The organism is Streptomyces flaveolus (assembly GCF_000716535.1).
Lineage (GTDB): Bacteria > Actinomycetota > Actinomycetes > Streptomycetales > Streptomycetaceae > Streptomyces > Streptomyces flaveolus_A.
Genome location: NZ_JNWV01000044.1, coordinates 1 through 14177, shown reverse-complemented (window position 1 = coordinate 14177; position 14177 = coordinate 1). Strand labels below are relative to the sequence as shown.

9 protein-coding genes are annotated in these 14177 nt (G+C 75.2%); all 9 read left to right on the top strand.

Annotated elements, in window-relative coordinates; translation table 11 throughout:
- The first annotated feature begins 63 nt into the window (after positions 1–63).
- A complete protein-coding gene (locus tag OO52_RS38370; protein WP_030654478.1) occupies positions 64–1698 on the top strand; it encodes an ABC transporter substrate-binding protein in 1635 nt (544 codons plus the stop codon).
- Positions 1695–2642, top strand: coding sequence for an ABC transporter permease (locus OO52_RS38365; protein WP_030654481.1), 948 nt, complete (start codon positions 1695–1697; stop codon positions 2640–2642). The genes OO52_RS38370 and OO52_RS38365 overlap by 4 nt, the downstream gene beginning before the upstream one ends.
- On the top strand, positions 2639–3514 hold the full coding sequence (locus OO52_RS38360) for an ABC transporter permease (protein WP_030654484.1): 876 nt from the start codon (positions 2639–2641) through the stop codon (positions 3512–3514). The genes OO52_RS38365 and OO52_RS38360 overlap by 4 nt, the downstream gene beginning before the upstream one ends.
- Entirely contained in the window at positions 3511–5145 is a 1635-nt protein-coding gene (locus OO52_RS54080) for a dipeptide ABC transporter ATP-binding protein (protein ID WP_030654487.1), read from the top strand. Before OO52_RS38360 ends, OO52_RS54080 begins: the two co-directional genes overlap by 4 nt.
- A gap of 93 nt (positions 5146–5238) precedes the next feature.
- Positions 5239–6378 carry an acyltransferase family protein gene (locus OO52_RS38350; protein WP_234317319.1) on the top strand — a complete coding sequence of 380 codons (1140 nt, stop codon included), beginning with the start codon at positions 5239–5241 and terminating at the stop codon, positions 6376–6378.
- Positions 6375–7595, top strand: a complete 1221-nt coding sequence (locus OO52_RS38345) for a cytochrome P450 (RefSeq protein WP_030654493.1) — start codon at positions 6375–6377, stop codon at positions 7593–7595. The genes OO52_RS38350 and OO52_RS38345 overlap by 4 nt, the downstream gene beginning before the upstream one ends.
- A 25-nt stretch (positions 7596–7620) precedes the next feature.
- Positions 7621–7815: a ferredoxin gene (locus OO52_RS38340; protein ID WP_030654496.1), complete on the top strand. Its 195-nt coding sequence runs from the start codon at positions 7621–7623 to the stop codon at positions 7813–7815.
- Positions 7816–7817: 2 nt separating this feature from the next.
- A complete protein-coding gene (locus OO52_RS38335) occupies positions 7818–8702 on the top strand; it encodes an alpha/beta hydrolase (RefSeq protein WP_030654499.1) in 885 nt (294 codons plus the stop codon).
- Between the two features lie 252 nt (positions 8703–8954).
- Positions 8955–14177: type I polyketide synthase (locus OO52_RS38330; RefSeq protein WP_037671263.1), on the top strand; the 5223-nt coding region annotated here is incomplete at its 3' end.

The following is a 14177-nucleotide window of genomic DNA, read 5'->3' as shown; positions in this document are numbered from 1 at the left end:
GCCCCGCTTTAGACGAGTCCCGACAGTGGGAACGGTCCCCCACCCCGATCGCCCGGAGCCCGCATGCACCCGCGCCGCACCGCCCACGGAGCCGCCCTGCTGTCCGCCCTCGTGCTCACCGCGGTATCGGCCTGTTCGGTCGGCGGGAGCACGTCGACGGGCGGCAGCCCGAACTCCGGCGGATCCCTCGTCTACGCCGCCAACCAGGAACCAGACTGCTGGGATCCGCACGTCAGCGCCCAGGACGTCACCGCCTTCGTGCAGCGCCCGGTCTTCGACTCGCTGGTCTACCAGGCGCCGGACGGCGAACTGGAGCCCTGGCTCGCCCGGAAGTGGACGGTCGGGGACGGCGGCAAGACCTACACCTTCACCCTGCGCAAGGGGGTGACCTTCACCGACGGCACCCCGCTCGACGCCGCCGCGGTGAAGGCCAACCTCGACCACATCACCGCCCGGGCCACGCACTCCCAGTACGCGGCGGGCCTGCTCGGCCCCTACGAGGGCACCACCGTGCGCGGCCCACAGGTCGTCGAGGTGCGGTTCAGCCGCCCGTACGCGCCCTTCCTCCAGGCCGCCAGCACCACCTACCTGGGCATGGAGTCCCCGGCGTCGCTGAAGCAGGGCGCGGACCGGCTGTGCGCGGGCACCGCCTCGGTCGGCTCGGGCCCCTTCAAGGCCGCGGCCTATGTGCGCGGCCAGCAGCGGCAGTACGTCCGCAACGCCGCCTACGCCTGGGCGCCCGAGGACGCCGGCCACAGCGGTCCGGCCCGGCTCTCCGCCTTCACGATCCGTTTCATGGCCGAGGACGCCACCCGCGTCGGCGCCCTCACCTCCGGGCAGGTGGACGCGGCCGCCGCGCTGCCGGCCCAGCAACTGGCGACGGTACGCCGCCAGACCCGGCTGAGCGTGGTCTCCCGGGCGGTGCCGGGCGCGGTCGACGCCTTCTACCTGAACACCAAGGGCGCGCTCTTCTCCGACGTCCGGGTCCGCCGCGCCTTCCGGGCCGCGATCGACCTCGACGCCGTGGTCCGCTCGGTGTTCCAGGGCACGACGACCCCCGCCGCGAGCCCCCTGTCGCCGACCACGCCGCACGCCTATGACGCCACGCTCTCGACGCGGCGCTCCTACGACCCCGGGCTGGCCGCCCGGCTGCTGGACCAGGCGGGCTGGACCGGCCGTGACGCCCAGGGGTACCGGACGAGGAACGGCCGCACCCTGACCGTCGTGGCCCCCGTCTACGGCAAGCCGACCCTGTTCTCGCAGGCCGTGCAGGGCAGTCTGAAGAAGGCCGGCATCAAGCTCGACCTGGCCGCCTCCACGGACGCCACCGAGGTCGCCACCCGCCTCGACAAGGGACGCTACGACGTGGTGGAGACGTCCTGGGCCCGGGCCGACGGCGACATCCTCGACCTCTTCTTCCGCTCCACCGGGTCCACCGCGCTGGGCGGGCACAACTTCTCCCGCCTCGCCGATCCGCAGGTCGACGCCTGGCTCAGCCAGGCCCAGCGGGTCCAGGACCCGGCCGCGCGCGCCGCCGCCTACGCCCACGTGCAGCAACGCACCCTCGATCAGGCGGTCGTCGTCCCCGGGTACGTCGTGCAGTCCACCGTGGGCATGGCCAAGCGCGTGCACGGGCTGCGGATGAGCGCCGGCGCCTGGCCCGAGTTCTACCCGGCCTGGGTGGAGGGCAGCCGATGACCGCCCTGCGCTACGCGGCCGCCCGGCTGGGGGCCGCCGTGCTGGTCGTGTGGGGGGCGGCGACCTGCGCCTTCCTGGTGCTCCAGCTGGTGCCCGGCGACCCCGTGCACGCCGTGGTCGGCTCCAACGCCCTGATCGACGCCGCCCAGCGCAAGGAGATCGAGCACCACTACGGGCTCGACCGGGCCCTGCCGGTGCAGTACGTCACCTATCTGGGCCGGCTGCTCCGCGGCGACCTCGGCGACTCCTACCAGTTGCAGCAGCCGGTCGCCCAGGTGCTCGGCCAGCAGGTGCGGCCGACCGCGGAACTCGCGCTGTTCGCCACGCTGCTGGCCGTCGTCCTCGCGGTCGCGGTGACGCTGGCCACCTCCGGGCGGGCGCGCTGGCCGCGCCGGCTGTCGGGGGTCGTCGAGCTGGTCGTCGTCTCCACCCCGTCGTTCTGGCTCGGCATCATGCTGCTGACGCTGTTCTCGTTCCGGCTGGGCTGGCTGCCTGTGTCGGACAGCGGCGACGCGCGGTCCCTGGTCCTGCCGGTGGTCACCCTGGCGCTGCCGATCGCCGCCGTGCTCACCCAGGTGATGCGCGAGGGCCTGCTCGACGCACTGCGCGCTCCCTTCGTGCTCACCGCACGCGCCCGCGGACTGACCGAGCCGGCGGTGCGGGCCCGGCACGCGCTGCGGCACGCCGCGCTGCCCGCGCTCACCCTCGCGGGCTGGTTCACCGGCACGCTGCTGAGCGGCGCGGTCGTGGTGGAGAACGTCTTCGCCCGGCCCGGCATCGGCCGGGTCACCCTGCAAGCGGTCACCGGCCGCGACCTGCCGCTGGTGCAGGGCGTGGTGACGCTGTCCGCGCTGGTGTTCGTGGGCGTCGGCGCCGTGGTCGAGGTGCTGGCCCTGGTCGTGGACCCGCGGCTGCGCACGGCGACGGGGGTGGCGGCCGCATGACACTCTCCCCCTCGCTGCGCACCGGGCGGCGGGCCGACCGGGCCCGGACGGCCGGGCGGGCGGCGCGTCCGCCGCTCACCGTGCTGCTCGCGGGCGCCGTCCTCGCGCTCGTCCTGCTGGCCGCGTTCGCGCCGGGTCTGTTCGCCTCCGGCGGCCCCACCGACACCGACCCCCTGCACGCCCTCCAGGCCCCCGGCTCCGCCCACTGGTTCGGCACCGACCAGCTCGGGCGCGACGTGTTCACCCGGGTCGTGCACGGCACCCGCTACTCGCTGGCCATCGGCGCCGCGGCGACCGGCGCGGGCATCGCGCTGGCCGTGCTGTGGGGACTGGCCGCCGCGCTGTCGGGCCGGTTCGGGGACGCGCTGCTCATGCGCGCCGCCGACGCCCTGCTCGCGCTGCCCGGCCTGCTGCTGGCACTGCTCGTGGTGCTGATCACCGGCAAGGGCGTCACGGGCACCACCCTCGCCGTGGCCATCGGCACCGCGCCCGGCTTCGCCCGGGTGGTGCGCACCCAGGCCCTGGTCGTACGCCGCTCCGGGTACGTGGAGTCGGCGGTGGGACTCGGCGTGCCACGGACGCTGGTCGTCCTGCGCCACGTGCTGCCCAACACGCTCGGGCCGCTGCTGGTCCTGGCGACCGTCACGCTCGGCGCGTCCATCTCCACCGGCGCCGCGCTGAGCTACCTGGGCCTCGGCGCCCAGCCGCCGACACCTGAATGGGGTGCGATGCTCACCGAAGGGCAGGGATTCCTCCAGCAGGCCTGGTGGATCGCGCTGTTCCCGGGCGTGCTGCTGGTCGGCACCGTGCTCGCGGTCACCGTCCTGGGCCGTTACGCCCAGGCCCACGACGCGGGGAGGTCCGCCTCATGACCGCCGCACCGGCGCGCGAGGACGCCCCCGAGGACCCGCTCATCGACGTGGCCGGTCTCGACGTCCGCTTCGGCGGCGGGCCCGGGCAGGTGCACGCGGTGCGCGGGGCCTCGCTGCGGCTGGCCGCCGGACGGTGCCTGGCGCTGGTCGGTGAGTCCGGCTCCGGCAAGAGCGCGCTGGCCCGCGCCCTGCTGGGGCTCGCCGGGCCCACCGCGACCGTCGACGCCGAACGGCTGACGCTCTTCGGGCACGACGCGGGCGCCTTCGGACCCCGGGAGTGGCGTGCGCTGCGCGGGCGGCGCATCGGGCTGGTCGCGCAGGACGCGCTCGTCGCCCTCGATCCGCTGCGCCCCATCGGCAAGGAGATCGCCGAACCGCTGCTGACCCACCGGGTCGTGCCGCGCGGCCAGGTCGCCGGCCGGGTCGTTGAGCTGCTGGAACGGGTCGGGGTGCCGGAAGCCGGGGAGCGGGCGCGCAGCCGGGTCCACCAGCTGTCGGGCGGACTGCGGCAGCGGGCGCTCATCGCCTCGGCGCTCGCGGCCGAACCCGGGGTGCTGATCGCGGACGAGCCGACCACCGCGCTGGACGCCGCCGTGCAGGCCCGGATCCTCGCCCTGCTGGCCGAATTGACGCACAAGGGCACCGGACTGCTGCTGATCAGCCACGATCTCGCCGTGGTCGAGGCGCTGGCGGACGAGGTGGCCGTGATGCGCGCGGGCGTCATCGTGGAGCACGGCCCGGCCCGCGAGGTGCTGGAGCGGCCCCGGCACGACTACACCCGGGCCCTGCTGGACGCCGTACCCGGCGGCCGGCCCGCCCCGGTGCCGCCCGCCCCGGCCGAGGGCCCGCCGCTCCTCGAAGTCACCGGTCTGGTCAAGGAGTTCAAGGGGCCGCGCGGTACCCGGCGCACCGCGGTCGGCGGGGTCTCCTTCGCCCTGCACCCGGGTGAGTCCCTCGGTCTGGTCGGCGAGTCCGGGTCGGGCAAGTCGACCCTGGCCCGGATGGTGCTCGGCCTGACCGCCCCCGACGGCGGGGCGGTACGGCTGGAGGGCGCGGCGTGGAGCGGGGTGCCCGAACGCCGGCGACGGGAACGGCGCCGGGCGCTGCAGCTCGTACCGCAGGATCCGCTGAGCGCGTTCGACCCGCGCTGGAGCGTGACCCGGATCGTCGGGGAGGCGCTGGCCACGGCCGGGGTGCCGCGGCAGGAGCGGCGCGCACACGCCGTACGGCTGCTGGAACAGGTCGGTCTGACCGAGCGGCACCTGGACCGCCGGCCGCTCGCGCTCTCCGGCGGCCAGCGGCAGCGCGTCGCCCTGGCCCGGGCGCTCGCGCCCCGGCCCCGGCTGCTGGTCTGCGACGAGCCGGTGTCCGCGCTCGACGTGTCCGTGCAGGCCCAGGTCCTCGATCTGCTGCGGGACCTGCAGGCCTCGCTGGGACTGGCGATGTTGTTCATCTCGCACGATCTGGCGGTGGTCCGGGAGATCTGTTCCCGGGTGCTGGTGATGAAGGACGGACAGGTGGTGGAGTCCGGGCCGGTGGAGGAGGTGTTCTCGGCACCACGGCACCCGTACACCCGGGCGCTGCTTGAGGCGGTGCCACGGCGGGCGCGCGCCGCTCAAGAGCGGCTTTAGATCCGGCCAATGGACGACTGCGAGCCTCGACGGGCCAGTTTTCGGACAAGCCGGAGGTCACCACTCATGCCAGGCGCCCCAGGACACCCCACGGTGTCGAGACTGCCGTCGCTCACCGGGATGCGGTTCATCGCCGCCCTGCTCGTCTTCGCCTTCCACACGACCTGGCAGACCAGCTTCGTCGCCGGCGGTGGCGGCCGTTTCCTCGGTGACGTCTTCGCCAACGCCGGCTTCTACGGTGTGAGCTTCTTCTTCGTCCTCAGCGGGTTCGTCCTGACCTGGTCGGCCCGCCCGCAGGACACCGCGCCCGGCTTCTGGCGGCGCAGGATGGTGAAGATCTACCCCAACCACCTGGTGACCTTCGCGGCGGCGGCCGTGCTCATGCTGATCGCCGGCGAGGTGTTCACCACGCAGGGCACGCTGGCCAACCTGTTCCTCGTGCAGGCCTGGATACCGCGGATCCAGGTGCCGAACACCATGAACGCGGTCAGCTGGTCGCTCTCCTGCGAACTGTTCTTCTACCTGAGCTTCCCGCTGCTGCTGCGGCTGCTGAACCGGCTGCCGGTGCGCCGGCTGTGGGCGCTCGCCGGCGTGCTCGCCGCCTTGACCGTGCTCGCCCCGGTCGTCGCGCGGTACGGCATCGGCGGCACCCCCCTGCCGTTCATCGCCGACGGCAGCCTGTCCTTCGAGCAGATCTGGTTCGTGTACTTCTTCCCGCCGGTGCGGGCGCTGGAGTTCGTCCTCGGCATGGTCGCCGCCCGCCTGGTCCTGGCCGGTGCCTGGCCGCGCCTCGGGCTGCTGCCCGCCGGTCTCATCGCCGTCGGGGGCTACGCCGTCAACTCCACGGTGCCGTACCTGTACGGCGTCGCCGGCACGGCCGCCCTGTGGCTGACCCCGCTGGTCGCGGCGGCCGCCACGGCCGACGAGCACGGCACCCGCTCCCCCTTCCGGGGCAGGGCGCTGGTCCGCCTCGGTGAACTGTCCTTCGCCTTCTACATGGTGCACGGACTCGTCGTGACCTACACCTTCCGGTGGCTCGTCGCGGACACCCACCTGGCGCCCGCGGTCGGTGCCGCCACGCTGCTCGGCGCACTGCTGCTCGCCCTGGCACTGGCCCACGCCCTGTTCACGTGGGTGGAGGCGCCGCTCATGGCCCGGTTCGGCAGGCCGCGCCGGCGGCGCCCGCCGGTGTCTCCGGCCGCCCGCCCCACCGCCCTGGAGGCCCACGAATGACCGACCTCACCTCTTTGCAGGCCGACGCCCGGGACGTCCCCGCCTATCCGCAGGCGCGGGGCTGCCCCTTCCAGCCGCCCACCGGGTACGAGCGGTACACCGCGGCCGGGCCCGTCTCCCTGGTCGAGCTGTACGACGGACGCCGGGTGTGGGCCGTCAGCGGCCACGCCGAGGCCCGGCAGGTGCTGCTGGACGCGGCGACCTTCTCCTCCGACCGGATGCACCCGCACTACCCGGCGACCGCGCCGCGCTTCGAATCGGCGCGCAAGGTGCGCAACTTCATCGGCATGGACCCGCCGGAGCACACCGTGCAGCGGCGCATGCTGCTGTCCCACTTCACCGTGAAGAAGGTGCAGGCGCTGCGCCCGCGCATCCAGCGTCTCGTCGACGACCTCATCGACACCATCGAGGCCAAGGGCCCGGTCGCCGACCTGGTGCCGGACTTCGCGCTGCCGGTGCCGTCCATCGTCATCTGCGAGTTGCTCGGCGTGCCGTACACCGACCACGCCTTCTTCGAGCAGCAGTCGCGGCGCGTGGTGACCGGCACCACCAGCCTGGAGGACAGCGCGGACGCGTTCGCGCAGCTCAGCGGCTACCTCGACGGTCTGATCGGGCGCAAGGAACGGGAGCCGGGCGACGGACTGCTCGACACCCTCGTCGCCGAGCAGCTGTCCACGGGGGCGCTGACCCGACGCGACCTGGTCGACATCGCGCTGCTGCTGCTCGTGGCCGGGCACGAGACCACGGCCAGCGCGATCGCGCTCGGGGTGCTGACCCTGCTGGAGCACCCGGACCAACTGGCCGCGCTGCGCTCGGACGCGACGGTGCTGCCGTCGGCCGTGGAGGAGCTGCTGCGGTACATGGCGATCGCGGACGGCGTGGCCCGGTTCGCCACCACCGACACCGAGCTGGGCGGGCACCGGGTGCGGGCCGGGGACGGGGTGGTCGTGGTGATCTCCACCGCCAACCGGGACGACGCGGCCTTCCCCGGCGCGGGGACGTTCGACGTGACGCGCGGGGCCCGGCACCACGTGTCGTTCGGTCACGGGGTGCATCAGTGCATCGGCCAGAACCTGGCCCGTGCGGAGATGGAGATCGCCCTGTCCACTCTCTTCCGCCGGCTGCCCGGACTGCGCCTCGCGGTCCCGGCCGGCCGGCTGAAGGTCAAGGAACCGGGTGGTGTCCAGGGCGTCTGGGAACTGCCCGTCACATGGTGAGAACTGCTGAGAGGACCTGACAACGATGCGCATCACGGCCGACACCCACCGGTGTCTGGGCGCCGGGCAGTGTGTGCTGTCCGCCCCCGACCGCTTCGACCAGTCGGAGGAGGGCACGGTGCTCGTGCTCGACGCCCGGGTGGCGGACGAGGCCCAGGAACGGCGGCTGCGCGATGTCGTGGCGCTGTGCCCGTCGCAGGCGATCGCACTGGAGGACTGACGATGCCCGTGACGGGAAGCCTGGCCGACGCCGTGGCGGAGCACCGCGGTGCGCTGCTGCCGGTCGGTGAACTGCCCCCGGTGCCCGGTGTGTCGGTCCGCGAGGTGACCGTGCCGGGGCCGGCCGGAGCCCCGGACGTGCTGCTGCGGGTCTACCGGCCCGCCACGGCCGGCACCGCGCTGCCGGCCGTGCTGTGGATCCACGGCGGCGGCTTCTGCCTCGGCAACGTGGACTCCGTGCACGGCGGGGCGGCGCAGGCGGCGCTCGCGGCGCGGGCCGTGGTGGTCGCCGTCTCCTACCGGCTCGCCCCGGAGCACCCCTTCCCGGCGGGGCTCGACGACTGCTGGGCCGCCCTGGAGTGGGTCGCCGGGCATCCGGCCGAGCTGGGCGCGGATCCGGCGCGGCTCGCCGTGGCCGGGGCGAGTTCCGGCGGCTGCCTGGCCGCGGGGCTCACCCTGCTCGCCCGGGACCGGGGCGGGCCGCGCCTGTGCTTCCAGCACCTGAGCACACCGGTCCTGGACGACCGGCTGGCGACCGGCTCGATGGCCGCGTTCGACGACACGCCGATCTGGAACCGCCCGCTCGCCGAGGAGAGCTGGCGGCTGTATCTGGGGCCCTGGAGCGGTCCGGTGCCCGAGTACGCGGCACCGGCCCGCGCGGCGGACCTGTCCGGTCTGCCGCCGGCATACCTCTCGACGGCCGGCCTCGACCCGCTGCGCGACGAGGGCCTGGAGTACGGTCTCCGCCTGGCGCGGGCCGGCGTCCCCGTGGAGGTGCACAACTTCCCCGACGCCTACCACGCCTTCGGCGGCCCTGCGACGCCCGATCAGCAACGGCGCATCGCCCTGGAACACCTGGACGCGCTGCGCCGCGGGCTGCATCCGTAGCGCGTCGCGGGGGCGGCGGAGCCGCTGAGCCACGCAGGGCCGTTGTGCGGAGACCGGTCACCGCGCAACGGCCCTGTGCCGTCCGGCACTCGGCCCCGCACGAGAGGGAACGGGCCGCGCCACGGCCCGTTCCCCGGTCGTGCCGCCGTCGGCGGGCGGGCTGCGGTTTAGAGCTGCCAAAGGACGCCGTTAGAGGTGATCGCGAGGCTGGTGGAGCCAGGTAGTCCGCACTGAGGGAGTACGTGACACACCATGCGCAACGACCGCTTCGTGCCGATCGCCGTCGTCGGACTCGCCTGCCGGCTCCCCGAGGCCCCCGACCCCGGCTCCTTCTGGGACCTGCTCAGCCGGGGCGAGGACGCCGTCGGGGAAGCCCCGGCCGGCCGCTGGTCCGCGACGGCTCCGGCGCGCGGCGCGTTCCTGGACGAGGTGGACCGCTTCGACGCCGCCTTCTTCGGGATCTCCCCGCGCGAGGCGGCGGCGATGGACCCGCAGCAGCGCCTGCTGCTGGAGCTGGGCTGGGAGGCCCTCGAAGAGGCCGGCCTCGTGCCCGGCGCCCTGGCCGGCAGCCGTACGGCCGTGTTCGCCAGCGCCATCTGGGACGACTACGCCGCCCTCCACCACCGGCGGGGCGAGGCGGCGGCGGACCGGCACGCGGTCACCGGCCTGCACCGGGGCATCCTGGCCAACCGGCTGTCGTACGTGCTCGGGGTGACCGGCCCGAGCCTCACCGTGGACACGGCCCAGTCGTCGTCCCTGGTCGCCGTGCACCTGGCCGGTGAAAGCCTGCGCTCGGGCGAGTCCGACCTGGCGATCGTCGGCGCCGCCAACCTCGTGCTGTCCCCGCACAGCAGCGCGGACAGCGCACGCTTCGGGGCGCTGTCGCCCGACGGCCGGTGCTTCACCTTCGACGCGCGGGCCAACGGATACGTGCGCGGCGAGGGCGGGGTCACCGTCGTCCTCAAGACCCTGGACCGGGCGCGGGCCGACGGCGACCGCGTGCACTGCGTGATCCTGGGCAGCGCGGTCAACAACGACGGCGCCTCACGCGGGCTCACGGTGCCCGACCGGGGCGCCCAGGAGGCCGTGATCCGCGAGGCGCACGCGCGGGCGGGCACGACCGCGGAGTCGGTCCAGTACGTCGAACTGCACGGCACGGGCACGCCGGTGGGCGACCCGGTGGAGGCGGCCGCCCTGGGGGCCGCGCTCGGCGCCGGACGGCCCGCCGGAGCGCCGCTCCTGGTGGGCTCGGCGAAGACCAACGTGGGGCATCTGGAGGGTGCCGCCGGTCTGGTGGGCCTGCTCAAGACGGCCCTGGCCGTCTCCCGGCGCCGGCTGCCCGCGAGCCTCAACTTCCGCAGCCCCCACCCGGACATCCCGCTGGCCGAGCTGGGCCTCGCCGTGCAGACCGAGGACACCGCCTGGCCGCACGACGAGCGGCCCCTCATCGCCGGCGTCAGCTCGTTCGGCATGGGCGGCACCAACTGCCATGTGGTGGTGGGCGATCTGGCCGCGGTCGCGGACGCGGACGCCACGGGCGCGGCCGAGGGTTCCGCGGCGGGCCCGTCCCGCGACCGGCCCACCGTACGGGCCACCGGTGACGCCCCGCCCGCCGGGCCGGATGCCGAGCCCGGCACGGCCGGTCCCCTGGCGGACACCACGGCGCCGGTGGCGGACGCTCCCGGTCCCCTGCCGGACCCGACCGCGACGGTGGCGGACGCCGCCGGGCCCCTGCCCTGGCTCCTCTCCGGGCGGGACGCGGCGGCGCTGCGCGCGCAGGCGGCCCGGCTGGCCCGGCACGCCGTCGGGTCCGGCGCGGCGGCGCATCCCGTGGACACGGCCTTCGCGCTCGCCGCGACCCGGACGCACTTCGCCGAACGGGCCGTGATCGTGGGCGACGGCCAAGCCGGACTGCTCCGCGGTGTCGAGGCGTTGGCGGCGGGCCAGGGGCACCCCTCGGTGGTGCGCGGAACCGCCGACGCCGCACTGCGTACGGCCGTGCTGTTCACCGGGCAGGGCAGCCAGTACGCCGGCATGGGCCGCGAGCTGCACGCCGCCGAACCGGTGTTCGCGGACGCCTTCGACACCGTGTGCGCCGCGCTCGACGCCCACCTCGAACGGCCCCTGCGCGAGGTCGTGTTCGGCGACGACCCGGCGCTGCACGAGACCCGGTGGACGCAGCCCGCCCTGTTCGCGCTGGAGACCGCGCTGTACCGGCTGGCGACGCACTGGGGGCTGGCCCCGGACTGCCTGGCCGGTCACTCGGTCGGCGAGCTGACGGCGGCGCACACCGCGGGCGTGCTGTCCCTGGAGGACGCCGCGCTGCTGGTCACCGCGCGCGGACGGCTGATGCAGCGCGCCCCGGCCGGCGGCGCCATGACCGCCGTGGAGGCCACCGAGGAGGAGGTGCTGCCGCTGCTCACGCCCGCCGTCGCCCTCGCCGCCGTCAACGGGCCGCGCGCCGTGGTCGTCTCCGGCGACGCGTCCGAGGTCGAGCGGGTCGCGGGGCACTTCGCCGCGCAGGGGCGACGCACGCGGCGGCTCACCGTCAGCCACGCCTTCCACTCCCCGCACATGGACCCGGTCCTGGCGGAGTTCCGCGAGGTGGCCGCCGGGGTGGAGTTCCGCCCGGCGTCCGTGCCGGTCGTCTCCAACGTCACCGGCGACTTCGCCACCGCCCAGGAGCTGGCCTCCCCCGACTACTGGACGCGGCACATCCGCGCGGCGGTGCGGTTCCACGACGGGATCCGCGCGATCGGGCGCGGCGGCCCCGCCGTGTTCCTCGAACTCGGGCCGGACGCGGTCCTCACCGGCATGGGCCGCGATTCCCTGGACGGCGGCGGGCACGTCTTGCTGGCCGGACTGCGCCGGGGCAGGCCCGAGCGGCCGGCCCTGCTGACCGCGCTGGCCGGCGCGCACGTGCACGGGGCCCGGATCGGCTGGGCGGAACCGCTCGCCGCGCTGGGCGGCCGGGCCGTGCCCCTGCCGACGTACGCCTTCCAGCGGGAACGCCACTGGATCGACGTCCCGGTGCCGGACACCGGGGCACCGACCGGAGAGGCCGACGGCCCGGGCGGCGTCTCCGCGGAGCCGATCACCGGGGAGGAGCGGAACACCGGGGAGGACCCGGCGCCCGAGCCGCCCGTCCTGTCCCGTCCCGCCCTGCTGGACCTCGTCCGCACCCAGGCGTCGATCGTGCTGGGCCATGTCACCGCCGGCGCCGTGGACGCCGGACGCAGCTTCAAGGAGCTGGGCTTCGACTCGCTGGCCGGTGTGGAGCTGCGCGACCGCCTGCGGGCGGCGACCGGGCTGGAGTTGCCGGCGGGGCTGGTCTACAACCATCCGACGCCGGACGCCGTGGCGGAACTGCTGCACGACCGGATCGGCCGGCGGCCGGGCGGGGCGGCGGCGCGCCGGGTCCGCGCGGCCGTGGCCGTGGACGAGCCCGTCGCGATCATCGGCATGGCCTGCCGCTACCCAGGCGGCATCGCCTCACCCGAGGACCTGTGGCACGTGGTCGCCTCGGGCACCGACGCCATCGGGCCGTTCCCCGCCGACCGCGGCTGGGACCTGACCGCCCTGTACGACCCCGATCCCGCCACCCCCGGCACCACGTACGTGCGCGAGGGCGGGTTCCTGGAAGGGGCGGGCGACTTCGACCCCGCGCTGTTCGGGATCAGTCCGCGCGAGGCCGAGGCGATGGACCCCCAGCAGCGGCTGTTGCTGGAGACCGCCTGGGAGACCTTCGAGCGCGCCGGTATCGCCCCCGAGCGGCTGCGCGGCGGCGGCACCGGCGTGTTCGTCGGCGCCACGAACCAGGACTACGGGCCGCGCCTGCACGAGGCCGCCGACGGCCACGACGGCCATCTGCTCACGGGCGGCACCACGAGCGTGGCCTCGGGCCGGCTGGCGTACACCTTCGGCCTTCAGGGTCCGGCGGTCACCGTGGACACCGCCTGCTCCTCCTCGCTGGTCGCGCTGCACCTCGCGGTCCAGGCGCTGCGCCAGGGCGAGTGCGAGCTGGCGCTGGCCGGCGGTGTCACGGTGATGCCGACGCCGGGCATGTTCCTGGAGTTCAGTCGGCAGCGCGGGCTGGCGCCGGACGGCCGCTGCAAGCCGTTCGCCGCGGCGGCGGACGGCACCGCCTGGGCGGAGGGCGTGGGCCTGCTGCTCGTCGAACGCCTCGGGGACGCCCGCCGCAACGGGCACCGGGTCCTCGCCGTCGTACGGGGCTCGGCCGTGGGCCAGGACGGCGCCAGCAACGGCCTGACCGCGCCGAGCGGCCCCGCTCAGGAGCGTGTCATCCGCCAGGCCCTGGCGGCCGCCGGGTGCGGGCCCGCCGAGGTGGACGTGATGGAGGCGCACGGCACCGGCACCCGGCTGGGCGACCCCATCGAGGCGGAGGCGCTGATCGCCGTCTACGGCCAGGACCGGCCCGCGCGGCAGCCGCTTCTGCTGGGCTCGTTGAAGTCGAACATCGGCCATGCCCAGGCCGCGGCCGGGGTCGGCGGGGTCATCAAGATGGTGCAGGCGATGCGGCACGGGACGGTGCCCGGGACGCTGCACGTGGACGCGCCCTCCCCGCAGGTGGACTGGTCGGCCCGGACCGTCGAGCTGGTCACCCGGTCCACGGACTGGCCGGACCGCGGCCGTCCGCGCCGGGCGGCCGTCTCCTCCTTCGGCATCAGCGGCACCAACGCCCATGTGATCCTCGAACAGGCGCCGGACGCGCCACGCCCGGCGGACACCGGCACCGGTACGGACTCCGGCACCGTGCCGGACACCGCCGGCGGCGAGCGGGCGGTACCGGGCGGTTCGGCCGTGCTGCTCCCGCTGTCGGCGCACACCCCGGAGGCGCTGAGCGCCCAGGCCGCGCGGCTCAAGGCGTACCTCGAGGCCCGGCCGGACGCCGATCTGGGCGCCGTGGCGGTGCGGTTGAGTGCGAGCCGGGCCCGTCTGGAGCACCGTGCCGTCGTCGTGGCCGACGACCGGGACGACGCCGTCGGTGCCCTGGCCGCGCTGGCCGCGGGCACGGACCGGTCCGGGCTGGTGCGCGGGCGGGCCGTCGACGCGGCCCGCACCGCGTTCGTGTTCACCGGGCAGGGCAGTCAGCGGGCCGGGATGGGCCGTGAACTGTACGCGGCGGAGCCCGAGTTCGCCGCCGCCTTCGACGCGGCCTGCGCCGCCCTGGACCCGCACCTTGAGGTGCCGCTGCGCGAGGTGGTCCTCTCCGGTGACGACACCCTCATCCACCGGACCGCCTACACCCAGCCCGCCCTCTTCGCCCTCGAAACCGCCCTCTTCCGGCTCGTGCGGAGCCGGGGGCTGGAACCGGAGTGGCTTGCCGGTCACTCGGTCGGTGAACTGGCCGCCGCGCACGTCTCCGGCGTGCTCTCCCTCGAAGACGCCGCCCACCTCGTCGCCGCCCGCGGCCGCCTCATGCAACACGCCACACCCGGCGGCGCCATGACCGCC

Excerpts from the sequence above, each read along its gene's own strand:
- OO52_RS38370 (WP_030654478.1), top strand. The coding sequence starts at position 64 with ATGCACCCGCGCCGCACCGCCCACGGAGCCGCCCTGCTGTCCGCCCTC.
- OO52_RS38365 (WP_030654481.1), top strand. The coding sequence starts at position 1,695 with ATGACCGCCCTGCGCTACGCGGCCGCCCGGCTGGGGGCCGCCGTGCTG.
- OO52_RS38360 (WP_030654484.1), top strand. The coding sequence starts at position 2,639 with ATGACACTCTCCCCCTCGCTGCGCACCGGGCGGCGGGCCGACCGGGCC.
- OO52_RS54080 (WP_030654487.1), top strand. The coding sequence starts at position 3,511 with ATGACCGCCGCACCGGCGCGCGAGGACGCCCCCGAGGACCCGCTCATC.
- OO52_RS38345 (WP_030654493.1), top strand. The coding sequence starts at position 6,375 with ATGACCGACCTCACCTCTTTGCAGGCCGACGCCCGGGACGTCCCCGCC.
- OO52_RS38340 (WP_030654496.1), top strand. The coding sequence starts at position 7,621 with ATGCGCATCACGGCCGACACCCACCGGTGTCTGGGCGCCGGGCAGTGT.
- OO52_RS38335 (WP_030654499.1), top strand. The coding sequence starts at position 7,818 with ATGCCCGTGACGGGAAGCCTGGCCGACGCCGTGGCGGAGCACCGCGGT.